This is a genomic window from Streptomyces sp. NP160, assembly GCF_006335115.1.
Classification (GTDB): Bacteria; Actinomycetota; Actinomycetes; order Actinomycetales; family Quadrisphaeraceae; genus Quadrisphaera.
Genome location: NZ_VDMJ01000007.1, coordinates 55,276 through 77,823 on the forward strand (window position 1 = coordinate 55,276; position 22,548 = coordinate 77,823).

Here is a 22,548-nt window from a genome sequence, read left to right on the forward strand (position 1 = left end):
GGCCGGCCTCGTCGCCGTTCCGGCCGTGATCAGGGGCTCCGGCCACCCTGCAGTGTCACGACGACCGCTCTGCGGGGTGGGACGTGGCGCGGAGGGTGGGCGGGGTGTCGAGGACGACGACGAGGGGGCCCGTCCGGCGGGTCGCCGGTCGGGCCCCCTCGCGCGCCCGTGGAGGAGCTGGGGGCTACTCCTTCACGGCGCCTTCGGCGCTGGCCATGATCTTCTTCTGGAAGACGAAGAAGAGCACGGCCACGGGGATGGTCATGAGCAGCGCGGCCGCCAGCTTCAGCGGGTACTGGTTCGACTGGCCCTGCCCGCCCGACGCCAGCTGCGCCACCAGCTTGGTGAGCGTGATGAGGTCGGGGGAGTTGGTGGCCACGATGAAGTGGCTCAGCTCGTTCCAGGACGCCTGGAAGCTGAGGATCGTGATGGTGATGACCGCCGGACGGGCCATCGGCAGCACCACCGACCAGAAGGTGCGGAACGCACCGGCGCCGTCGAGCTTGGCGGCCTCCTCCACGCTGGCGGGGATCGAGGCGAAGAAGTTCCGCATGATGAAGACGCCGGCGGCGTCGGCCATCAGCGGGATGATCAGCGCGGCGTAGGAGTTGTAGATCCCGAGCTGGTTGAGCACGAGGAACTTCGGGATCAGCAGCACCACCGGCGGCACCGCGATGACCGCCAGGAACAGCGCCATCACCAGGGACGACCCGCGGAAGCGCAGCCGCGCGAGGGCGTAGCCCGCCAGCGAGCTGAAGAAGACCCGGCCCGCGGTCACCGACAGCGCGACGATGACGCTGTTGGTGGCCGCCAGCCCGAACGGCAGCCCCTGGAAGAGCTGCACGTACGCGCTGGAGGTCGGCGGGACGGGGAGCAGGCCGAGCGGGTCCGCCGTGGCCGCCGCGTCGGTCTTGAAGCTGTTGGCCAGCTGCACGAGGAACGGCAGCACGTACACCAGCGCCAGCACGGACAGGACGGTGTACGACGTGGCCGTCGTCCACCGGAAGCGCTTCCTGGCCCGGGCGGCCGGCTGCGGAGCGGGGGCGGCGGTGGTGGACCGCTCGGCGGTGGTGGTGCCCATCAGCGCTCCCTCAGCACGGCGCGCTGCACGAGCGTCAGCACGATGATGATCACGAAGAGGATGAACGCGATGGCCGCGCCCTGCCCCCACTGCTGGTTGACGAAGGACGACGTGTAGCTGAGGTAGGCCGGCGTGATGGTGGTCTTGGCGGGTCCGCCCTGCGTGCCGGTGTAGATCTGGTCGAAGACCTGCCAGGTGCCCACCAGGCCGAGCGTCAGCACCGTGAACAGGGTCGGCCGCAGCATCGGGACCGTCACGTGGACGAACTTCTGCCAGGCGTTGGCGCCGTCCATGGTCGCCGCCTCGGAGACCTCCCCGGCGATGTTCTGCAGGGCCGCGAGGAAGAGGAGCATGAACGTCCCCGACGTCGTGAAGATCGCCAGGACGACCAGCGCGCTCATCGCCACGCTGGGCCCGGCCAGCCAGTCCCACCAGGAGACGCCGAGCAGGCCGTGGTCGGCCAGCGCTGCCGGCGCGGAGTCCACCCCCACCACCCCCAGGAGCAGGTGCAGGACGCCGTCGGGGTCGGCGAACCAGTTGGGCCCGTTGATCCCCAGCCAGGCGAGCACCTGGTTCACGGCGCCGGAGGCTCCGAACAGGAACAGGAAGACCACGGTGATGGCCACCGAGCTGGTCACCGACGGGAAGTAGAACGCGGTGCGGAAGAACCCGCGGCCGCGCAGCAGCTTGTCGTTCACCGCGGTGGCCAGCAGGAGCGCCACCACGGTCTGGGTCGGGACGACGAGCAGCACGTACCAGAGGTTGTTCCGCAGGGCCGTGCCCAGGTCCTGCGTGGGCAGGCCGCCGCCCGCCAGCAGGTCGGTGTAGTTCTGCAGGCCGACCACGGGGACGCCGGCCTCGAACGGGCTGCCGCGCCCGCGCCAGTCGGTGATGGACACCCACAGCGCCATGAGCACGGGCAGCGCGACGAACAGCAGCACGAGGGCGAGCGCGGGGGCGGTGAACAGCCACCCCGCCCCGGCCTCCCGGCGGCGCGCCAGGCCGGCGCGCCGCCGCGGGGGCGTGGGGGTGGTGGCCGCGCTCTGCGTGGTGAGGGCGGCCACGGGTCAGCTCCCCGCGCTCTTCAGCGCGGTCTCGAGGTTGGTCTGGGTGCGCTGCAGGATCGCCTGCGGGTCACCGTTCGCCAGGCCCTCGAGCTGGGAGTTCAGGTCGGTGATGACGTCGGAGACGCCCTCCTGGTTCGGCACGGCGGTGGCGTAGTCGGCGCCGGCGAGGAAGGCGGCCTGCGCCGGGAACTCCTGGGAGAACGGCTGCGCCGCGCTCTGCAGCGACGGCATCACGCCGAAGGCCTTGGCGAAGGACAGCTGCTGCTCGGAGGAGGTGAGGTCCTCGACGAGCTCGACGGCGGCCTCCTTGTTCTGGGAGTCGGCGGCCACCCCCCAGCAGTTGGTGAACGTCAGGGTGCCCTTGCCGGCCGGGCCGGCGGGCAGCTCGACCACCGTGTACTCCACGTCCGGGTAGTCGCTGGCCATGGAGCCCACGAGCCAGTTGCCCTCGATGGTCATGGCGGCCTTGCCGGTGCCGAACGCCTCCCCGCCCCAGCCCGCGCCGAGGTCCGCGGCGAACCTGTAGGACCCGTCGGCCATGAGCGACTGCACGTACTGCAGCGCCTCGACGTTCTGCTGGCTGTCGGCGGTGGCCTTCCCGTCCGTGACGAGCCCGCCGCCGGCCTCGGCCATGAACGCCCCCAGCCGGGAGTACTCCGCCGAGGTGGACAGGCCCACGACCCCGTTCCCGGTGAGCCGCTGCGCCACGGTCTTCAGCTGGTCCCACGTGGTGGGCACGTCGGCGTCGGTCAGCCCGGCCCGGGACCACAGGTCGGTGTTGATGACCAGCGCGAGGGTGGAGAAGTCCTTGGGGGCGCAGTACAGCTGCCCGTCGCGCGTGAAGGCCTCCTTGAGCACCGGGTAGAAGTCGTCGGCGTTGCCGAGCTGGTCGCCGTAGGGCTCCAGCGCGCCGCTGGCGGCGTAGGAGTTGAACAGGTCGGAGGAGACGTAGAAGACGTCCGGCGGGGTCTTGGCGGCGAAGCCCTGGCTGAGCTCCTGCGCGAGGTCGGAGGCGGCGCTGACCCGCGCGGGCGTGCCGGACTCCTGGCTCCAGGCGGCGACGGCGTCGGTGACGGCGGTGGTCTCGGCCTGGCCGGAGGAGCCGATGAGCACCTGCAGCTGTCCGCCGCCGCTCTCACCCCCCGAGGAGCCCTGCGAGCCGGAGTCGTCGAAGCCGCTGCCGCCGCAGGCGGACAGCACCAGGACGCCGGCGGCCACGACCGCGGCGGTGGCCAGCGGCCGGCGGGAGCGCCGACCGGAGCGCTCCGAGCGCGAGGTGCTGGTGGGCGTGCTGTCGGACATGGGATCTCCTTCGTCGTCTTCTTCGGCGGGGGGAGGGCTTCGGGGCGGGACGGTCAGGGGCTGGTGCGCAGCACCAGCCGAGGGGCCAGCAGGTGCTGGCGCGCGGGGGGCGGTCCGCCGGGACCGGCCTCGACCTGGGCGAGGAGCAGGTCGACGGCGAGGGTGGCGGCCTCGGCCAGGGGCTGGGCCACGCTGGAGACGCCGATGGCGTGGGCGACGGGGGTGTCGTCGAAGCCGACGACCTCCAGCGGCCGCCCCAGGCGGGCGGCGGCGCCCCGGGCGCCCAGGGCGAGGGAGTCGCTGGCGCACACGAGGGCCGTCGGGGCCGCGCCGCCGCCGTCGGTCAGCGCGCTGGCGACCGCCTCGAACGCGGCGGCGGTGGAGTCGGGGACCTGCAGCTCCACGGCGCCGGCGGGGTCCACCCCGGCGTCGGTGAGCCCCTGCGCCCACCCGCGGCGTCGGTCCTCACCGGTCCCGGACCCGTCGGGCCAGCCGAGGTAGGCGGGGACCGCGTGGCCGGCGGCGAGCAGGTGCTCGGTGGCCGCGCGCGTGCCGGCGGCGCCGTCGACGTCCACCCAGCAGTGGTCGGTGCGCACGGGCTCGCCCGAGCCGGGGGTGGGCCAGGGGCGGCCGAAGGTGGCGAAGGGGACGCCGCGCTCGAGCAGCCACGCGGTGCGCTGGTCGCCGTGGTGGGTGCTCGTGAGCACGAACCCGTCGATCTGGCCGGTGGAGAGCAGCTCGTCGTAGCGGGCGACCTCGCCGGCGTCGTCGTCGGCGGTGAACAGCACCACCCGGTACCCGCGGCCCTGCGCCTCGTCCACCAGGGCGTGCAGGAACCTGTCGAGCACGGAGCCGCTGATGCCGCCGCCCCAGTGCTCCAGGCGCAGCCCGAGGGTGCGGGAGCGGTTGGTGCGCAGCTGCCGCGCCGCCAGCGACGGGCGGTAGCCGAGCTCCTCCACGGCGGCCAGGACGCGCTCGAGGGTCTCCGGCGCCACCTTGGCGGGGGCGTGCAGGGCGTTGCTCACGGTCTGGCGGGAGACGCCGGCTGCGCGCGCGACGCTGACCAGGGTGGCGCGCTCGTCTGCGCTGGTCACAGGCCCCTCCTCTCGTCGGCGAGAGGCGTGCGCAGCGCCTGGGGAGGGCTGCGGCGGCCTCGTCGCCGCTCCGTTTGATCGTTCAAACCGATGCTGAGTACTGTCGTGTCGACCTCGAGGGATGTCAACTCGACGATCCCCCTCCCGCCGACGCGAAGGAGTCCGACGGTGAGCTCCAGCACCACCCCCCTGCTCGAGGCCCAGCCCGCGGCCGCCGCTCCCGCGGCGGGTGCAGCGGGGGCGCCGCGCCTGCTGCAGCCCTGGCTGCACGACCTCGTGGCGGCCCTCGCGCCGCCGGTGCAGCTGTGGTGCGGGCCGAGCGGAGCCGTGGGTGCCGTGAGCTCGGGCGGGCCGGCGCCAGCGGGCGCGCAGGGCCTGTGGTGCGGAGACGTGCGCGTGCTGTCCGCGCTGGTGGCGACCGTCGGCGGCTCCGCGCCGACGCCCGTGCTGGCCTCGCCGGACGGCGCCGACGGCCAGCTGGTGGTCTCGGTGGCCCGCCACCTCGGCGACGACGCCCCCGACCCCACGGTGCGCCTGGAGCAGCACCGACGGGTCACCCCGGACGGGCTGGTCGAGGAGCTGGTGCTCGCCAGCTCCGCGCGCACCCCGGTGACCACCGAGGTGACCGTGCACCTCGCCGCGGACCTCGTGGCCATGGACGTCGTCAAGGGCGGGCGCAGCGCGCCCCCCGTGGCCCCCGAGCACGACGACGCCGGCGTGGCCTGGGAGCGCGACGGCGTGAGGGCGCGCGTGACGGCCCCCGGCGCCGGCGTCGTCGTCCGCGAGGCCGTCACCGAGCTCACCTGGCGCGTGGAGCTGGCGCCGGGGGAGCGGTGGACCGCGAGCTGGCGCGTGGACGCGCGCGACGACGGCGCCGTGGTGGCCGCGGCGCCCCGTGCCGGCTGGGCCGACCAGCTGGCCGTGGCCAGCGGCGACCAGCGGCTCGCGCGGTGGGTCGCCCGGTCGCTGGAGGACCTCGAGGCGCTGCGCATGCGCACCACGGGGGGCGCTGCGGGCCCGATGGGCGACGACGTCTTCATGGCGGCCGGCGCGCCCTGGTACTTCACCCTGTTCGGACGCGACTCGCTGTGGGCGGCGCGGATGCTGCTGCCGCTGGGCACCGACCTGGCCGCCTCCACGCTGCGCGTGCTCGCCGCCCGGCAGGGCGTCCGGGACGACGCCGAGACCGGCGAGGAGCCGGGCAAGATCCTGCACGAGGTCCGACGCGCCGCCAGCGAGGCCGAGCAGGCCGGCGGCACCGCGTTCCTGCCGCCGGTCTACTACGGCACGGTCGACGCGACCTCGCTCTGGGTGTGCCTGCTGCACGACGCCTGGCGCTGGGGCCTCCCCGCCGAGCAGGTCGAGCCGCTCCTGGGCCACCTGGAGGCGGCGCTGGGCTGGATGGCCCGGGCCGCCGACCGCGGCGACGGCTTCCTGCGCTACGCGGGGGCCGGGGCGGGCACGGGCCTGGCCAACCAGGGGTGGAAGGACTCCGGCGACGCCGTCCAGTGGTCCGACGGCCGCCTGGCCGCCGGACCGATCGCGCTCTGCGAGGTGCAGGGCTACGCCCACGAGGCGGCGCTCGGCGCTGCGGCGCTCCTGGACGCCTTCGGCCGGCCCGGGGGCGAGGAGTGGCGCGCCTGGGCCGGCGACCTGGCGGCGCGCTTCCGGGAGCGGTTCTGGGTAGAGGGCGCGCTCGGGCGCCACGTCGCGATCGCGCTGGACGCCGAGGGCGCCGCCGTCGACTCGGTGACCTCCAACCCGGGGCACCTGCTGGGCACGGGCCTGCTCTCCCCGGCGGAGTCGGCCCTGGTGGCGCGCCGGCTGGTGCAGCCGGACCTGGCCGAGGGCAGGGGCCTGCGCACCATGAGCTCGCTCATGGCCGGGTACTCCCCGCTGAGCTACCACGGCGGCTCGGTGTGGACCCACGACACCGCCATCGCCATCACCGGTGCCGCCCGCGACGGCCACGACGAGGCCGTGGCGGTGCTCTCCGCCGGGCTGCTGGACGCGGCCGAGGCGTTCGGCTACCGGGTGCCCGAGCTGCACGGCGGTGAGGCGCGCTCCGGCCCCGGCGCCGTGCCGGCCCCGGTGCCCTACCCGGCGTCGTGCCGACCGCAGGCGTGGTCGGCCGCCTCGGCCGTGGCGGTGCTCGTCGCGCTCCTGGGCGTGCACCCCGACGTGCCCGCCGGACGGCTGTCCGTGGCCCCGGTGCCGGGGGCGCCGTTCGGGTCGCTGCGGGTCGGCGGGCTGCGGGTCGCCGGGTCGCCGGTGCAGGTGGCCGTGGAGGGCGGGTCGGTGAGCGTCGTGGGCGAGGGCGCGGAGGCGCTGACCGTCACGCCCTGACCCGCCCCTCCCCGTCCACGACCACGACGGGGGAGGGGCGGGTGTCGGTGGGCGGTGCTGCACTGCACCTCGTGATGCACCCGTGAGCGCGCACGTGCCCCCCGGCTGGCCCCGCGAGGTCCACCCGCCGGACACCGAGGGCTTCACCCGCACCGCCAGCGCCTGGCTGCTGGACCTCTGCCCGCCCGACTACCGCGCCCACGACGTGCTGGTGCGCCACCCGCTCGTGCTGGCCGTGCTCGCCGGCCACCACGTCGCCGCGCAGGCCCAGGGCCAGCGGCGCGCCGTGGCCACGCTGCGCACGGACCTGGCCGGCGCGGTGGGGGTCGACGTGGTGGAGCGGGCGCTGGACGCGCTCGACTCCGAGCAGGCGCGCCTGGCGGCGGCCTCGCGGGGCGTGGCGCTGGTGGCCGAGGCCCTGCGCGGGGTCCGCCGGCCCCCGCGCCTGTGACCGGCGCCGCGAGGAGCCGGGCGGGGTGACCTCGCCCACACGGCCGTGCCGGGTGTGCAGGTCGTGTGCGGGTGCTGCCGCGCCCAGCGGGTGCGATCAGGTCCGCTGCCTAGACTCGTCCCTCGCACCGCCCCGCACCCCGCGCGGCGGCGCACCACGAGGGGAGGGCAGCCGGTGGGCCTGCTGCCGCAGATCACGAGTCCGCGCGACCTGCGCCGCCTCACCACCGCGCAGGTGTGCGAGCTGGCCGACGAGCTGCGCACCTTCCTCGTGCGGGAGGTCAGCCGCACCGGCGGGCACCTGGGGCCCAACCTCGGCGTGGTCGAGCTGACGCTGGCGATCCACCGCACGTTCGACTCCCCGCGGGACGCCGTCGTCTTCGACACCGGGCACCAGTCGTACGTGCACAAGCTGCTGACCGGCCGGCAGGACTTCTCCGGCCTGCGCAAGCGCGGCGGCCTGGCCGGCTACCCCAGCCGGGAGGAGTCCGTCCACGACGTCGTGGAGAACTCCCACGCCTCCACCTCGCTGAGCTGGGCGCACGGCATCGCCCAGGGCTTCGCGCTGCAGGGCCAGGGCGACCGGCACGTCGTCGCCGTCATCGGCGACGGCGCGCTCACCGGCGGCATGGCCTGGGAGGCGCTGAACAACATCGCCGCCGACGCCGACCGGCGCATGGTCGTCGTCGTCAACGACAACGGGCGCTCCTACGCCCCGACCATCGGCGGCATGGCCCACCACCTCGCCACGCTGCGCACCACGCGCGGCTACGAGCGCTTCCTGGAGTGGGGCAAGGCCACGCTCGCCCGCGGCGGGGCGCCGGGCCGGATGGCCTACGACACCCTCCACGGGATGAAGAAGGGCCTGAAGGACTTCGTGGCCCCGCAGGGCCTCTTCGAGGACCTCGGCATGAAGTACATCGGCCCGGTGGACGGGCACGACGTCGAGGCCCTCGAGCACGCCCTGGGGCGCGCCAAGGCCTTCGGCGGCCCGGTGATCGTCCACGCCATGACCCGCAAGGGCAACGGCTTCTCGGCCGCCGAGACCGACGAGGCCGACAGGTTCCACGCCGTCGGCGTCATCGACCCCGACACCGGCCAGTCCCTGGCGCCCTCGGGCGCCGCCCCGACGTGGACCAAGGTCTTCGCCGAGGAGATGGTGGAGGTCGGCCGCCGCCGCGCTGACGTCGTCGGCATCACCGCCGCGATGCTCATCCCGGTGGGACTGCACCGCTTCGCCGCCGAGCACCCGGACCGCGTCATCGACGTGGGCATCGCCGAGCAGCACGCCACCACGGCCGCCGCGGGCCTGGCCTTCACCGGCCTGCACCCGGTGGTGGCCGTCTACTCCACGTTCCTCAACCGCGCCTTCGACCAGGTCCTGCTCGACGTGGCCCTGCACCGGGCGGGCGTGACGTTCGTGCTCGACCGGGCGGGCATCACCGGCGACGACGGCCCCAGCCACCACGGCATCTGGGACATGAGCCTGCTGGCGCCCGTGCCCGGCCTGCGCCTGGCCGCCCCGCGCGACGCGGCGACGCTGCGCGAGGAGCTGGCCGAGGCCCTCGACGTCGACGACGCCCCCACCGTGCTCCGCTTCTCCAAGGGGGCGGCGCCCGAGTCCGTCCCGGCGCTGGAGCGCCTGGGCGGTCCGCACGGCGTGGACGTCCTCGCCCGCACCGGCACTCCCGGTGAGCGGACCGAGCGCGGGCAGCGCGACGTGCTCGTCGTGGCGGTCGGGGCCTTCGCCCCGCTGGCGCTCGAGGTGGCCGAGCGGCTCGCCGCGCACGGCATCAGCGCCACCGTCGTCGACCCCCGGTGGGTGCTCCCGGTCTCACCGCTCGTGGTGGACCTGGCCCGCCACCACCGCCTGGTGCTCACCGTCGAGGACGGCGTGCGCACCGGCGGCGTCGGCTCCTGCACGGCGCAGGCGCTCGCGGACGCCGGCGTCGACGTCCCCACCAGCGCGGTGGGCGTGCCGGTGAGGTTCTGGGAGCACGGCAGCCGCGCGCAGGTGCTGGCGGCGGCGGGCCTGACCGCCCAGGACATCGCCCGCGGCGTCGCCGAGCGCGTGTCCGGCCTCGCCGACGGCTCGACCGGGCCCTCCGGCTCCGTCGGCCGGGTGGACCCCGGCGCGCCTCTGGCCGAGCGGGGCTGACGCGCGCCACCCTGCTCGCATGCACGGGCAGGGGGACGGCCACGGGGGTCACCAGGACGACGACGACCGGCCGCGGCTGGTGACGCGCGCCGACGTCGACCGGGCCGCGCTGCAGGCCGGGGTGCCCGAGGCGGCGGCGCTGCTCTGGGCGGCGCTCGCACCGACGGCCGCACCGACGGCCCTACCCACGGCCGCGCAGCACGGCAGGGCGGGGCGGCGCACCACCGCCGCCGAGGTGGCGGTCTACACCGGCGGCGTCATTGCGCTGCTGGCGATGTCGGTGTTCGCCGGGTCCGGGTGGGCCCAGTACGGCCCGCGTGCGGGGCTCGGCATCGTCACCGGTTACCTCGTGGTGTTCGTCCTCCTCGCCGAGCTGCTGCGCCGGCGGGCCCGCAGCGGTCCCGGCCCCGCCCGCATGGCGGCGGGGGTGGTCGCCGCGGTGGCCGTCTGCACGGTGCCGCTGGTGGTCTACGCCGCCCACGCCGCCACGGGCGTGCTGCGGCTGCCGTCCTACGCCGACTACGACGCCTTCGACGACTGGGGCGGGTCGGTGTGGATGGCCATGGAGGTCGGCGCGCTGGTGGCTGCGGTCGCCGCCTGGCTGCGGCACCGCACGAGCTTCCTGCTCGCGCCGCTGGTGGCGGCGCTGGCGTCCCTGGTGCTCGACCTGGGGGATGCGGTGAGCAGCAGCACCGGCACCGACCTCGGGCGGCAGGTGGCGGCGTGGCTGCTGGCCGTCGCCCTGGCGGGGGGCGGGGTGGCGCTCGACCGCCGCGGCCACCGGCGGGAGGCCTTCTGGCCCCACCTGGGGTCGCTGCTCGCCGTCGGGCTGGCGGTGCTGCTCCTCGAGGCCGACGCGACGCCCACGGCGCTCGCCTTCCTCGCCCTCGGCGTGGCAGCCATCGCCGCCGGGGTGGTGCTCGACCGGAGGGTCCACCTGGCGCTCGGCGGGCTGTACCTCGTGGGGGCGCTCTCGTACTTCGCGTTCGACGTCTTCGGCGACACGGTGCTCTTCGCCCCCGCGCTCGCCGTCATCGGGCTGCTGGTGCTGCTGGGCGGCGTGCTGCTCGCCCGGCGGCGGCCCCGCGCCGGGGCCCGCTGACGCGCGGTCACGGCCGGCCGCCGGACCCGCCCCTCAGCGCACCCAGCGGGGTGCCAGCGCCACCTCGTCGCGGGTGACCAGCGCCGGGCGGGACAGGCCGCGGCGGTCGGGCTCGGTGGCGGCCCAGGCGGCGGCCACGAAGTCGGCGTCGATGCGGGCGAGGTCGGTCCAGCCCCGCATGCGCGAGGGGACCGCCACCACGCGCAGGCCGGTGCCGTCCGCCTCGGCCAGCCACCGCCGCAGCGGCGCGGAGGCGAGCAGCGTCAGCGCGTCGCAGCCGTCCGTGGGCTCCACCACGGTCACGGCCTGCGCGGGTCCGTGGTCGGGGTCCTGGAGGGCCTCGTGCTCGGCCACCCGCGCGCGCAGCTCCCGCTCCACGCGCTGGGCAGCGACCCGCCCCGCGGCCTCGAGGTGCGCGGCGGCGCTGCGCCACGCGGCGCCCGCGTCGAGGGGGCGCTGGCCGGCGGCCACGGCCTCGGCGTCCAGCCGGGCCAGCAGGTCCGGCCACACCGGGACCGGGTCGGCCTCGCCGGGGACGGCACCGACCAGGCCGAGACCGACGTCGAGGGCACCTCCGTGCACCGTGGCCCGCACCCAGGCGGGGCCCGGGTGCAGGGCGCCGTCGCGGGGCAGGGCCAGGGGCCGCAGGCACCCGCGCAGCGCCTCGGGGGTGACGGCGGAGTGCGCCCGCAGCCAGCTGCGGAGCCGGGGCCGGGTGTCGGGGTCGTCGCTGCGCCGGTCACCGACGACCGCCGCGGCCGCCTGGGCGGACAGGTGGCGAGGTCCGTGCGGACCGGTCAGCAGCAGCCCGTCCGGGGCGGGCACGAGGTCGACGTCGTCCAGCACGCACACCTCCAGCAGCGCCTGGCGCACGCGCAGGCGCCGGTCCGCCGCCAGCCCGGTGCCGGGGGCGGGGTCCTGCGCCGCGTCTCGCGCGGGGTCCGCCGCGGGCGCGGGGCGGCTGGGATCGTGGAGCACCCGGCGAACCTAGCCAGCCCCGCCGACACCGCCTCCCCGGACCGGTCACCGCCTGCCCCGGCCGGGCGAGGGGCGCCCCCCGACCAGCCGCCGACGTGACGCAGCGCAGCGGGCCGCGACCTCATCGGAGCGGGGTGCGCGCCGGCCTCGAGCGCGGCGTCGGCCGGCCTCCGGCTGGCAGACGCCGTCGGACAGGACGAGGATGCGCCGCCGTGAGTCTGTGGCGAACCAAGTCCGTCGAGGCGTCCATCGCCGACACCGAGGAACCGGAGCACTCCCTCAAGAAGGGGCTCGGCGCGCTGGACCTCGTGGTCTTCGGGGTGGGCGTGAGCGTCGGTGCCGGCATCTTCGTGCTCACCGGCCAGGCCGCCGCCTCGAACGCCGGGCCGGCGGTGGCGCTGTCCTTCGTCATCGCCGCCGTGGCGTGCGCGCTCGCGGCGGTCTGCTACGCCGAGTTCGCCAGCACGGTCCCGGTGGCCGGCAGCGCCTACACGTTCTCCTTCGCGACCCTGGGCGAGCTGGTGGCGTGGACCATCGGCTGGGACCTCGTGCTGGAGTTCGTGGTCGGGGCGGCCGCGGTCTCGACGTCGTTCTCCGCCTACCTGCAGGTGGTGCTCGGGCAGGTCGGCATCGCGCTGCCGACGGCCGTCACCGGCGTGGAGGAGGGCGTGGTCAACCTGCCCGCGGCGCTGCTGGTGCTCGCGCTCACCGCCGTCATCGCCACCGGCATCAAGCTCTCCAGCCGGCTCAACCAGCTGCTCACCGCCATCAAGGTCGGGGTGGTGCTGCTCGTCATCGTGGTCGGGGCCTTCTACGTCTCCACCGCCAACTGGTCGCCGTTCGTGCCGCCGTCGCAGGGCTCGGGAGGACCGGGCGGCGGTGAGGAGAGCGCCCTCACCACACCGCTCGTGCAGACCCTGTTCGGCCTGGAGCCCTCGGTGTTCGGCGTCGGCGGTGTCGTCGCGGCCGCCGCGCTGGTCTTCTTCGCCTTCATCGGCTTCGACGTGGTCGCCACCACCGCCGAGGAGACCCGCCGGCCCCAGCGCGACGTCCCCATCGGCATCCTCGGCTCCCTGGCCGTGGTCACCGTGCTCTACGTCGCGGTGTCGCTCATCGTCACCGGGGTCCGGCCGTACACCGAGATCGACCCCGACGACGGCGCTCCGCTGGCCACCGCCTTCACCGCCATCGGCGTGGGCTGGATGGGCTCGGTCGTCGCCGTCGGCGCCTGCCTGGGCCTCGTCGCCGTCACGATGATCCTCATCATCGGCCAGACCCGCGTGGCCTTCGCCATGGCCCGCGACGGGCTGCTGCCGCGCTCCCTGGCCCGCACCGACCCCCGCACGGGCACGCCGGTGCGCATCACGGTCATCACCGGCTCGGTCATCGCCGTGCTGGCGGCGTTCGTGCCGCTGTCCGAGCTGAGCCTGCTGGTGAACATCGGCACCCTGTTCGCCTTCATCCTCGTCTCGGTGGGCGTGGTGGTGCTGCGGCGCACCCGTCCGGACCTGCAGCGCTCCTTCCGCGTGCCGGTGGTGGGACTCGTCGCCTCCCTGTCGGTGCTGGCCTGCCTCTACCTCATGCTCAACCTCACGCTGGAGACGTGGATCCGCTTCGTCGTGTGGATGGCGCTCGGCTACGTCGTGTACTTCCTCTACGCGCGCCGCCACAGCGTCCTGGCGCGCCAGCCCGCGCCGGGCGAGCGGGGCCAGCGCCGGAGCAGCACGCACCGCCCCTGACGGCCTCGTCCGCCCCCGCGGCGTCCCCCGTGGGGGCGGATCGCCGGTGAGGCCGGGCGATCACGGGCCAGCAGGAGCACCCTGAGCACCGGCTGGAGGAGCCGGGCCACCGCGCGGCGGGGTGGCCCGGGCTGAGGGTCCGGCTGACCGCTGGCGAGAGGACGGGACGATGGCGACGCGCACCGAGGACACCTCACCGGGACCGCGGGAGCCCGGAGGGCACCCTGCTCCAGGGGGGCACGGCGGCCCGGGCCTGCAGAAGGGCCTGAGCCAGCGGCACCTCACGATGATCGCCATCGGCGGCGTCATCGGGGCCGGGCTCTTCGTGGGGTCGGGGGAGGTCATCCGCACGACGGGCCCGGGGGCGTTCCTCACCTACGCCCTCACGGGCGTGCTGGTCATCCTCGTCATGCGGATGCTGGGCGAGATGGCCACGGCCAACCCCGGCACCGGCTCCTTCAGCGACTACGCGCGCTCCGCCCTCGGGAACTGGGCGGGCTTCTCCACCGCCTGGCTGTACTGGTACTTCTGGGTCATCGTCGTCGGCTTCGAGGCCGTCGCGGGCGCCCGGATCATCCAGGAGTACGCGCCCGCCCTGCCCCTGTGGGCCATCTCGCTGGTGCTCATGGTGCTCATGACGGTCACCAACCTCGTCTCGGTGCGCTCCTTCGGGGAGTTCGAGTACTGGTTCGCCGGCATCAAGGTGGCGGCGATCGTGCTGTTCCTCCTGCTGGGGGCGTTCTTCGTGCTCGGGGTGTGGCCCGGCGCGTCGATGGACTTCTCCGGCCTGACCAACGGCCAGCAGGGCAGCACGGGCTTCTTCCCCAACGGGGTCGGGGCGATCTTCAGCTCCATCGTCGTCGTCGTCTTCTCCATGGTGGGCGCCGAGATCGCCACCATCGCCGCGGCCGAGTCGAAGGACCCGGTGAAGGCCGTCGCCCGCGCGACCCGCAGCGTGGTGGTGCGCGTCGCGATCTTCTTCGTCGGGTCGGTGTTCCTGCTGGTCTGCATCGTCCCGTGGGACTCCGAGGAGCTGCGGGTCTCTCCCTACGCGGCCGCCCTGGGGGAGATGGGCATCCCCTACGCGCCGCTGGTGATGAACCTCGTGGTGCTCACCGCGGTGCTCAGCTGCCTGAACTCGGGGCTCTACACGGCCTCGCGGATGCTCTTCGTGCTGGCGGACCGCCACGAGGCGCCCAAGGCCCTGGTCCGCCTCGGTCCCAGCGGTGTGCCGCGGGCGGCCATCCTCACCTCCACGGTGGTCGGCTTCCTGTGCGTCGTCGCTGCCGCGATCGACCCGGAGGGCGTGTTCCTCTTCCTCCTGAACTCCTCCGGCGCGGTGATCCTCTTCGTCTACCTGCTCATCGCCGTGAGCCAGCTCGTGCTGCGCCGCCGCACCGACCCGGAGCGCCTCGTCGTGAAGATGTGGCTGTTCCCGGTGCTCACCGTCGTGGCGATCGTCGCGATCCTGGCCATCCTCGTCGCGATGGGCTTCGACGCCGACACCCGCACGCAGCTGTTCCTCAGCCTCGGCAGCTGGGCGGTGTTCCTGCTGCTGTTCGCGGTGACCGCAGGGCGGCGCCGCGCGGCGAGGGAGCGTCAGGGGTCAGCGGCATCATGACGGCGTGAGCATCGAGGGCACCGCCTGGGGCGTCCTGTACAAGACCGCCTACGGCCAGCAGGACCAGCGGCCCTTCTCCCGCGCCACCCTGCGGCGGGTGCTGGAGTTCGCCCGCCCGCACCGGGCGCGCATCGGCTGGTTCCTGCTGGTCGGGGTCGTCCAGGCGGCGCTGACCGTGGCGACGCCGCTGCTGGCCGGGCGGGTGGTCCAGGCCATCACCCAGCGCGAGGCGACCTCGGTCGTGGTGGGCCTGGCCGCGCTCATCGCCGTCATCGCCCTCCTCGAGGCCGGCACGAGCATGCTCAGCCGCTGGCTCAGCTCCACCCTGGGCGAGTCGGTCATCCTGGACCTGCGCACCACCGTCTACGAGCACGTGCAGCGCCAGCCGGTGGCCTTCTTCACGCGCACCCGCACGGGCGCGCTGGTGAGCCGGCTCAACTCCGACGTGCTCGGGGCCCAGCGCGCCTTCAGCGACACCCTCGTGGGCGTCGTGTCCAACACCGTGACGCTGCTGCTCACCCTCGGCGTGATGCTGGCGCTGAGCTGGCCGATCACCGTGCTCGCGCTCGTGCTGCTGCCCCTGTTCCTGGTGCCCGCGCGCCGCGTCGGGCGCCGCCTCGCAGGCCTGCAGCGCGAGGCCGCCGGCCACAACGCCGCCATGACCGACCAGACCACGGAGCGCTTCTCCGCCGCCGGCGCCACCCTGGTCAAGCTCATGGGGGACCCGGCGCGCGAGGCCGCCGAGTACGCGGCGCGCGCCGAACGGGTCCGCGACATCGGCGTGCGCACCGCGGTGGTGTCCTTCTCCTTCGTGACAGCCCTCGTGCTGGTCTCCGCGCTCGCCCTCGCCCTGGTCTACGGCCTCGGCGGCTTCCTGGCGCTGCGCGGCACGCTCGAGGCGGGCACCGTGGTGAGCCTGGCCCTGCTGCTCACGCGGCTGTACGCGCCGCTGACCGCGCTGGCCAGCGCCCGCCTCGACGTCATGCAGGCCCTGGTGAGCTTCGAGCGGGTCTTCGAGGTGCTCGACCTGGAGCCGCTCGTGCGCGAGCGCCCCGACCCGGTGCCGCTGCCGGACGGGCCGCTGGCGGTCGAGCTGGACCGGGTCTGCTTCTCCTACCCGTCCGCGGAGCAGGTCTCGCTGGCCTCCCTGGAGGACGTCGCGGTGCTCGACCCCCGCGGCGGCACGCAGGTGCTCCACGGCGTCTCCTTCCGTGCCGAGCCCGGACAGGTCGTCGCCCTGGTCGGCTCCTCGGGGGCCGGCAAGTCCACCACCGCGTCGCTGCTGCCGCGCCTGTACGACGTCGACACCGGCGCCGTCCGCCTCGGCGGGGTCGACGTGCGGGACCTGTCCTTCGCCGACCTGCGCTCCGCCGTCGGTGTGGTCACCCAGGACGGCCACCTCTTCCACGAGTCCCTGCGCTCCAACCTGCAGCTGGCCGCACCGGGAGCGAGCGACGAGCAGCTGTGGGACGCCCTGGACCGGGCCCGCCTGCGCGAGGTGGTGCTCGACCTGCCCGACGGCCTCGACACCGTGGTCGGGGAGCGCGGCTACCGCCTCTCCGGCGGCGAGCGCCAGCGCCTCACCATCGCTCGGCTCCTCCTCGCCTCCCCGCGCGTCGTCGTGCTCGACGAGGCGACCGCCCACCTCGACTCCACCTCCGAGGCGGCCGTGCAGGCGGCCCTGTCCGAGGCGCTCGCGGGCCGCACCGCGCTCGTCATCGCCCACCGGCTCTCCACGGTGCGCTCCGCCGACCTCATCCTCGTGGTCGAGCACGGGCGCATCGTCGAGCGCGGCACCCACCCCGAGCTGCTCGCGCTGGGCGGGCGCTACGCCGAGCTGCACGCCACGCAGTTCGCCGCCGGTCCCTCCGGGGCCGGGACAGGCGTTCCGGGAGCCGACGACGACGCCCGCCGCCAGGGGGAGCCCAGCCGTGCCTGATCCCGCGCCCACGCCGGTCGCCGACCTCGCCCCGGACGACGTCGCTCGGCTGCGGCTGGTCACCCAGCGGCTCGCGCCGCACCCGGCGCTCGGGCTGCCGGCGGACCCGGCCGCCGCGGTGGCGCACCTGCTGGCGGTGCAGGCGCAGGACCTGCCCGCCGCGCACGTCGCGGTGGCCAGCCGCACCCCGGCGCGGGACGCCGCGGCCGTCCGCGCCGCCCTGGACGACGGCCGGCTGGTGCGCACGTGGCCGATGCGCGGCACCCTGCACCTGCTCACCGCCGCCGACGCCGGCTGGACGACGCGCCTGCTCGGCCCCCGCGCGCTGCAGGCGGCGGCGAAGAGGATGCGCGACGCCGGCCTGGACGAGGCCGCCTTCGACCGCGCCTCGGCCGTGGCGCGCGAGCGCCTCGCCGACGGGCCCGCCAGCCGTGACGAGCTGGGCGCCGCGTGGACGGCGGCCGGGTTCGAGCCCGGCACCTCCACCACCTACCGGCTGCTCAACCACCTGGCCACCCGCGGGGAGCTGGTGCTCGGACCCGTCCGGGGCGCCGACCAGCTGGTGGCGCTCGCCGACGCCTGGCTGCCCAGCGGCGCCCGGCGCGAGGAGGAGCCCGCGGAGGCCCTGCTGGCCGACCTGGCCGCGCGCTACGTCGCGGGTCACGGCCCTGCCTCTGTCGCCGACCTCGTCCGCTGGACGTACCAGACGGCGGGGGCGGTCAAGGCCGCCGTCGCCGCCGGGCACGCGGCGGGCCGGCTGGTGGCCGCCACCTGCGAGGGGCGCACGCTGCTGGGCGGTCCCGACCTGCCCGACCTGGTGCGCGACCTCGACGCCGTCCGGGACGCCACGCGGGGCGTGCTGCTCACCGCCGCCTTCGACGAGCTCGTGCTCGGCTACGCCGACCGCACGGCCACGCTGACCACCGAGCACGAGGCGCTCGTGGTGCCGGGAGGCAACGGCATGTTCAAGCCGGTGGTCGTGGCCGACGGACGGGCGGTGGGCACCTGGGCGCGCGCCGGCAGCAAGCGGGACCGCCTGGTGGTCACGCCGTTCGGCGCGCCGCTCCCGGATGCGCTCGAAGCCGCCTGCCGGGAGGCCTTCGCGGACCTGCCGGCCGCGCTGCCCGGCCGCTGACACATCCGCCGATCGTGTTCCGGAGGCCCACGACCACGGAGGGGATCAGGGCCAGGAGGGGTTCGAGGGGGTCAGCCCGGCCTGCCAGACGGGGGCGCCCAGCGGCCTGACCACCGTGACGGTCCCCGAGGGCGAGGGCAGGTCCACGAGGTAGCGCTCCAGGTCGGAGGCCCGCAGGCCCTCGGCCGGCGCGGGCGCCTGCGAGGAGACCTGCTGGGACAGCAGCCACCGCGCGAGCCCCGCCAGCGACACGTGGGCGTGCCAGGTGGTGGCGGGGGTGGACCGGCGCAGCACGAGCCCCCGCAGGACGGCCGCTGCGAGCAGGTGCCCCGCTGCGTGGTCCAGGGCCTGCACGGGCAGGGCGCCCGGGGAGCCGTCGGCCGCACCGGTCATGACCGCCACGCCGCTGGCCGCCTGGACGATCGAGTCGAACCCCCGGCGCTGCGCCCACGGGCCCCGCGTCCCCCACGCCGACAGCGACGCCACGACCAGGTGCGGGTGGCGCTCGGCCAGCTCCTCCTCGCCCAGGCCCAGACGGGCCAGGGCGCCCGGCCGGTAGCCGTGGACCAGCGCGTCGGCGCCGGCCAGCAGCTCCTCCAGGCGCTGCCGTCCCGCCCCGGAGGCGACGTCGAGCCGCGCCCAGCGCTTGCCCGAGCCCGTCTCCAGCAGCGACTCCTCCGCCTCGGGAAGGTGCGGCGGGTCGATCCGCAGCACGTCAGCGCCCCACGCGGCCAGCGCCCGGGTGCCCGTGGGGCCGGCGATGACCCGTGTGAGGTCCAGCACGCGCGCCCCGCGCACCCCGCGGGCGAGCTGGCGGCTGCGACGGCCGCCGGGCCCGGGGCGAACGGCGTCGGTGCCGCTGCCGGTGGCGGCGTCGTTGTCTCGGCAGTGCAGGTCCACCAGCGGCGCTCCCGCCAGCGCCGCGCCCATCGGGGAGGCCACCCACTCGTGCGGCGTGCGGACGGCGGCGGCGACGCCGCCCTGCGCCACCACCCGCTCCTCGACGTCGAGGGCGGCCAGGTGCAGCAGCGCCGCGGGCACCGCCCGCGCGGCTCGGTCGTCGTCGTCGAGCTCGAGGGCCCGCAGCAGCGCTGCCCGGTGGTGGGGGTAGTTGGCGTGCACCCGCACCCAGCCGTCGGACGTGGGCCAGAACCGCGACAGCGGCGCGAAGCCACCGGCTGCGGGCCGCCCGTCCACGCGCAGGAGCGCCTCGCTAGCGAAGTCCGCCGCCACGTGGCGGGCGTCCAGGACCAGCTGGCCGTCCCCCGGGGGAGCAGAGCCCACCTCGAGCGCGGCGCCCGAGGGCCCGACCGCCGCCAGCCGGTGCACGGTGGCCGTGGCCACGGCCAGCGCCTCGACGGGCAGGGGGCTCGCCAGTCCCGTCGTGCCGCCCACGCGGACGGTCCGGAGGTCAGCAGGGTCTCCCCGCAGGTCCCTCCAGAGCTGGTGCAGCAGACCCCCGGCCACACCGCCATGGTGCTCGGTGGGGGCCGACAGGGCCAGCCCGGCGGCGCAGGAGCCGCTCAGGGGCGCGTGAGCTGCTCCAGCCGGCCGCGCAGCAGGGCCTGCGCCGCGCCCGCCGACCGGCGGTGCGGGAAGGTGACCAGGCCGAAGGCCAGCCCCTCCACCAGCGCGTGCAGCTCGGCGGCCCGGCGGGTGCGCTCCGCGAAGGACAGCCCCGCCGGCGCCAGGGCGCCCGCCACGCGGTGGCACAGCCCTCGCAGCCCGGAGTCGACGGCGTCGGCGGCCCGGCGCAGCGCCGGGGAGGCCGTGGCGGTGGCGCTGCGAGCGAGGTAGGCGTAGCAGACGGCGGCCTCGGGGCGGCCGGCGTCCTCGAGGGGCACCACCTGCGCGAGCTGGGCCAGCGCGTCGGAGCGCGGGTCGCCGGTGGCGGGGACGTCGGCCACGCGCTGGCGGACGACCACGACGGCGCGCCGCAGCGCGGCGGCGTGCAGCTCGTCCTGGGTGGTGAAGACCCTGGTCACGGCTCCGAGCGAGCTGCCGGCCTCGGCTGCGACCGACCGGGCGGACACCGCCTCGAGCCCGTCGCGCACCGCCACCCGCCACAGCGCCTCGACGATCGCCGAGCGGCGCGCCTGGGCGTCCACGCGCTGCCGGCCGGCGTCGGGCGGGGGCGGCGCGGGAGGATCCGGGGTCACGACGACGACGCTAGCGGGACGCCCGTTCCGGAACGGGCGTTCCGGGCAGGTGGCCACCCGGGACGGCCGTTCCGGGGCCCAGGGCGTCGGGCGCGTCAGCCCGCGACGCGGCGCACCACCGCGTCCGCGAGCCGCTCCGCCGACCCCGGCACGTGGTCGAGGAAGAGGGAGGGCTCGACCAGCTCCAGCTCGAGCACCCGCGGAGCGCCGTCGTCTCCGGGCAGCAGGTCGACGCGGGCGTACAGCGGGGCCTGGGCGCCAGCGGCCCGCGCCCGCCGCGTCGCCTCGGCCACCACAGCTCGCCCGACCTCCACCTCAGCGGGCGACGGCTCACGCGGGGCCATCTCCTCCTGGGCGAAGAGCCCCTCCACCAGCCCCCCGCCCGCGGGCAGCAGCGCCGCCTTGCGCATCGCGTGGTGCAGCTCGCCGTCGAGGAAGACCAGCGCCGTCTCGCCGACGTCGTCGACGGCAGCCAGGTAGGGCTGCACCAGCACGGAGCGCCCGCCGGCGTGCACCGCGGCCACGTGCGCCAGGGACCTGTCGGTCTCGTGGGGGCCGAGGCGGAGGGTGTCGCGCGACCCCGCCGAGACGGCCGGCTTCACCACGTGCTCGACGCCGAGGTAGGGGTGGCCGGGTGCTGCGCCGACCTCCACGAAGGCGCTCGGCACCACGGGCAGGCCGACCGCCTCCAGCTCGGCGAGGTAGTGCTTGTCGGTGGACCACTCCAGCAGCGGCAGGGGGTTGAGCAGCCGCGTCGCCGCGCTCGCGCGGGCGGCCCAGCCGAGGAACTCCTCACGTCGCGGCGCGTAGTCCCAGGTGGACCTCACGACGGCGAGGTCGAGGCCGGCCCAGTCGACGGCGGCGTCGTCCCAGACGGCCGGGCGGGCGTCGAGGCCGCGCCCGCGCAGCGCGGCCAGGAGCAGGCGGCCCTCCTCGTCGAGGTCGGGGACCTCGGAGCAGGTGATCAGGGCGACGGCGGGAGAGCGGCTCACAGGGCCACCGAACCGCTGACGCCCACCACGGTCGACCCGCCCACCCAGACGCTGCCGCCCTCGCGGGTGATGCGCACGCGGCCCGCACGGCCGAGCGCCGTGCCCTGGGAGGCGGTGTAGCGGTCGGGCAGGCGCACGGACGCCCCGCCCGAGGTCAGCCACTGGCCGACGCCGGCGTTGAGGCTGCCGGTCACGGGGTCCTCCCACCAGGTGCCGTCCTCGCGGACGAAGGCGCGCACCTCCACCGCGGCCCCGTCGGGACCGGTCCCCTCGCCGTGCAGGCCCACCAGGCCGACGTCGGAGGGGCCGCCGTCGGGCCCGGTGCCGGCGCGGGTGCCGGCGGCCAGCACGGCGCCCGCGTCGGCGAGCAGCAGCGCCACCCAGCCCGGGCCGTTGTCGACCCACGCGGCGTCGAGCACGTCACCGGCGCGCACCCCCACCGAGGACGCGGCGGCCACGAGGTCGGCGGGGTCCACCGGCCCGCTGCGCACCAGCGGCGGTGCCTCGAAGGCGAGCAGCCCGTCACCGTCGTCGTCGGCGGAGCGCCGGACGGCGACCAGGCCGGCTCCGCACTCCTGCACCACCGCGCCCGGCCGCTGCGGGACGCCCCCGGCCTCGAGCCACGCGCGCGCCGAGCCGAGCGTGGGGTGGCCGGCGAACGGCAGCTCGCGCCCGGGCGTGAAGATGCGCACCCGGTAGTCGGCGCCGGCCGCCGCGCCCTCGGGGGTGGGTGCGAGCAGGAAGGTGGTCTCCGACAGCTGGGTCCAGCGGGCGAAGGCGCGCAGGGCGTCGTCGTCGAGGCCCTCGGCGTCGTGGACGACGGCGACGGCGTTGCCGCGGGTCAGCTCCCGCGTGAAGACGTCGACCTGGGTGAAGCGGCGGGTCACGGGCGGGGCCTGCGGCGCGTCAGCGGGGCTCGAGCAGCACCACGGGGATGACCCGCGGGGCGGCCTTGGCCTCGTAGCCGGCGAACCCGGGGGAGCGGCGCTTCTGCTCCTCCCACACGGCGTCGCGCTCCTCGCCGTGCAGCTCGCGCGCGTGCACGGCCACCTCGCGGCCGCCGTGCTCGGCGCCGACCTCCGCGGTGGTGTCGGGGGAGGCGAGGAGGTTGGCGTACCACTCGGGGTGGGTGGGCGCGCCGGCCTTGGAGGCGAACACGGCGAAGGCGTCTCCCACCTGCTGGAACACCAGCGGGGCGACGTGCTCCGCGCCGGTGCGACGGCCCCGGTGGTGCACGAGGATCATCGGCGCGCCCTCGAAGGGCGGGCCGACACGACCCTCGTTATCGCGGAACTCACGGATGACGCGCGTGTTGAAGTCCTCGGCCACGGCGCCAGCATGCACCGCCGCACCGGCGTGACGGCGCCACCCCCTCCGTGATCATG

Annotated in this window: 18 protein-coding genes; 8 read left to right on the plus strand and 10 right to left on the minus strand. The window is 76.0% G+C overall.

What is annotated here, in order from left to right; all coding sequences use genetic code 11:
• Positions 1–184: 184 nt before the first annotated feature.
• Genes FHN55_RS05590 through FHN55_RS05605 form a run of 4 tightly spaced genes read right to left on the minus strand, consistent with a single transcriptional unit; the run spans position 185 to position 4,544 of the window.
• Entirely contained in the window at positions 185–1,081 is an 897-nt protein-coding gene (locus tag FHN55_RS05590; protein WP_139711268.1) for a carbohydrate ABC transporter permease, read from the minus strand.
• Entirely contained in the window at positions 1,081–2,145 is a 1,065-nt protein-coding gene (locus FHN55_RS05595; protein WP_139711269.1) for a carbohydrate ABC transporter permease, read from the minus strand. The genes FHN55_RS05590 and FHN55_RS05595 overlap by 1 nt, the downstream gene beginning before the upstream one ends.
• 3 nt (positions 2,146–2,148) lie before the next feature.
• A complete protein-coding gene (locus tag FHN55_RS05600; RefSeq protein ID WP_139711270.1) occupies positions 2,149–3,450 on the minus strand; it encodes an extracellular solute-binding protein in 1,302 nt (433 codons plus the stop codon).
• Between the two features lie 53 nt (positions 3,451–3,503).
• Positions 3,504–4,544, minus strand: a complete 1,041-nt coding sequence (locus tag FHN55_RS05605) for a LacI family DNA-binding transcriptional regulator (RefSeq protein WP_139711271.1) — start codon at positions 4,542–4,544, stop codon at positions 3,504–3,506.
• A gap of 168 nt (positions 4,545–4,712) precedes the next feature.
• Here FHN55_RS05605 and FHN55_RS05610 point away from each other — a divergent pair, with 168 nt between their 5' ends.
• The 4 genes from FHN55_RS05610 (at position 4,713) to FHN55_RS05625 (ending at position 10,600) form a co-directional block, all read left to right on the plus strand.
• Positions 4,713–6,890 (plus strand): glycogen debranching N-terminal domain-containing protein, encoded by a 2,178-nt coding sequence (locus FHN55_RS05610; protein WP_218974376.1) that lies wholly within the window; start codon positions 4,713–4,715, stop codon positions 6,888–6,890.
• Between the two features lie 82 nt (positions 6,891–6,972).
• Positions 6,973–7,341, plus strand: coding sequence for a hypothetical protein (locus tag FHN55_RS05615; RefSeq protein ID WP_139711273.1), 369 nt, complete (start codon positions 6,973–6,975; stop codon positions 7,339–7,341).
• Between the two features lie 174 nt (positions 7,342–7,515).
• Entirely contained in the window at positions 7,516–9,498 is a 1,983-nt protein-coding gene (dxs, locus tag FHN55_RS05620; RefSeq protein ID WP_139711274.1) for a 1-deoxy-D-xylulose-5-phosphate synthase, read from the plus strand.
• A 19-nt stretch (positions 9,499–9,517) separates the two neighbouring features.
• Positions 9,518–10,600 carry a hypothetical protein gene (locus FHN55_RS05625; protein ID WP_139711275.1) on the plus strand — a complete coding sequence of 361 codons (1,083 nt, stop codon included), beginning with the start codon at positions 9,518–9,520 and terminating at the stop codon, positions 10,598–10,600.
• 33 nt (positions 10,601–10,633) lie between these two features.
• Here the strand turns inward: FHN55_RS05625 and FHN55_RS05630 are convergent, their stop codons facing one another.
• Positions 10,634–11,578 (minus strand): hypothetical protein, encoded by a 945-nt coding sequence (locus FHN55_RS05630; protein ID WP_139711276.1) that lies wholly within the window; start codon positions 11,576–11,578, stop codon positions 10,634–10,636.
• Positions 11,579–11,790: 212 nt separating this feature from the next.
• Between FHN55_RS05630 and FHN55_RS05635 the strand changes: the two genes are divergently transcribed.
• The 4 genes from FHN55_RS05635 to FHN55_RS05650 all read left to right on the plus strand — a co-directional run bounded on the left by FHN55_RS05635 (position 11,791) and on the right by FHN55_RS05650 (position 18,012).
• Positions 11,791–13,317 (plus strand): amino acid permease, encoded by a 1,527-nt coding sequence (locus FHN55_RS05635; RefSeq protein WP_139711277.1) that lies wholly within the window; start codon positions 11,791–11,793, stop codon positions 13,315–13,317.
• A gap of 169 nt (positions 13,318–13,486) precedes the next feature.
• Positions 13,487–14,938, plus strand: coding sequence for an amino acid permease (locus tag FHN55_RS05640; protein ID WP_139711278.1), 1,452 nt, complete (start codon positions 13,487–13,489; stop codon positions 14,936–14,938).
• A 4-nt stretch (positions 14,939–14,942) separates the two neighbouring features.
• Positions 14,943–16,877, plus strand: a complete 1,935-nt coding sequence (locus FHN55_RS05645; RefSeq protein WP_139711279.1) for an ABC transporter ATP-binding protein — start codon at positions 14,943–14,945, stop codon at positions 16,875–16,877.
• Positions 16,870–18,012, plus strand: coding sequence for a winged helix DNA-binding domain-containing protein (locus FHN55_RS05650; RefSeq protein ID WP_139711280.1), 1,143 nt, complete (start codon positions 16,870–16,872; stop codon positions 18,010–18,012). The genes FHN55_RS05645 and FHN55_RS05650 overlap by 8 nt, the downstream gene beginning before the upstream one ends.
• 45 nt (positions 18,013–18,057) lie before the next feature.
• Here FHN55_RS05650 and FHN55_RS05655 read toward each other — a convergent pair whose 3' ends face one another.
• The 5 genes from FHN55_RS05655 to FHN55_RS05675 form a co-directional block, all read right to left on the minus strand.
• Positions 18,058–19,479: a CoA transferase gene (locus FHN55_RS05655; RefSeq protein WP_257570721.1), complete on the minus strand. Its 1,422-nt coding sequence runs from the start codon at positions 19,477–19,479 to the stop codon at positions 18,058–18,060.
• 56 nt (positions 19,480–19,535) lie between these two features.
• The gene (locus tag FHN55_RS05660; protein WP_139711281.1) at positions 19,536–20,171 is read right to left on the minus strand and encodes a TetR/AcrR family transcriptional regulator; all 636 of its coding nucleotides are present in this window, start codon (positions 20,169–20,171) and stop codon (positions 19,536–19,538) included.
• A gap of 95 nt (positions 20,172–20,266) precedes the next feature.
• Complete coding sequence (locus tag FHN55_RS05665; protein ID WP_139711282.1) at positions 20,267–21,163, minus strand: RimK family alpha-L-glutamate ligase; 897 nt, start codon at positions 21,161–21,163, stop codon at positions 20,267–20,269.
• On the minus strand, positions 21,160–22,050 hold the full coding sequence (locus FHN55_RS05670; RefSeq protein ID WP_139711283.1) for a PhzF family phenazine biosynthesis protein: 891 nt from the start codon (positions 22,048–22,050) through the stop codon (positions 21,160–21,162). Before FHN55_RS05670 ends, FHN55_RS05665 begins: the two co-directional genes overlap by 4 nt.
• Before the next feature lie 19 nt (positions 22,051–22,069).
• The gene (locus FHN55_RS05675) at positions 22,070–22,492 is read right to left on the minus strand and encodes a nitroreductase/quinone reductase family protein (protein WP_139711284.1); all 423 of its coding nucleotides are present in this window, start codon (positions 22,490–22,492) and stop codon (positions 22,070–22,072) included.
• Positions 22,493–22,548: the final 56 nt, after the last annotated feature.

Excerpts from the sequence above, each read along its gene's own strand:
- FHN55_RS05590 (WP_139711268.1), bottom strand. The coding sequence starts at position 1,081 with ATGGGCACCACCACCGCCGAGCGGTCCACCACCGCCGCCCCCGCTCCG.
- FHN55_RS05600 (WP_139711270.1), bottom strand. The coding sequence starts at position 3,450 with ATGTCCGACAGCACGCCCACCAGCACCTCGCGCTCGGAGCGCTCCGGT.
- FHN55_RS05625 (WP_139711275.1), top strand. The coding sequence starts at position 9,518 with ATGCACGGGCAGGGGGACGGCCACGGGGGTCACCAGGACGACGACGAC.
- FHN55_RS05640 (WP_139711278.1), top strand. The coding sequence starts at position 13,487 with ATGGCGACGCGCACCGAGGACACCTCACCGGGACCGCGGGAGCCCGGA.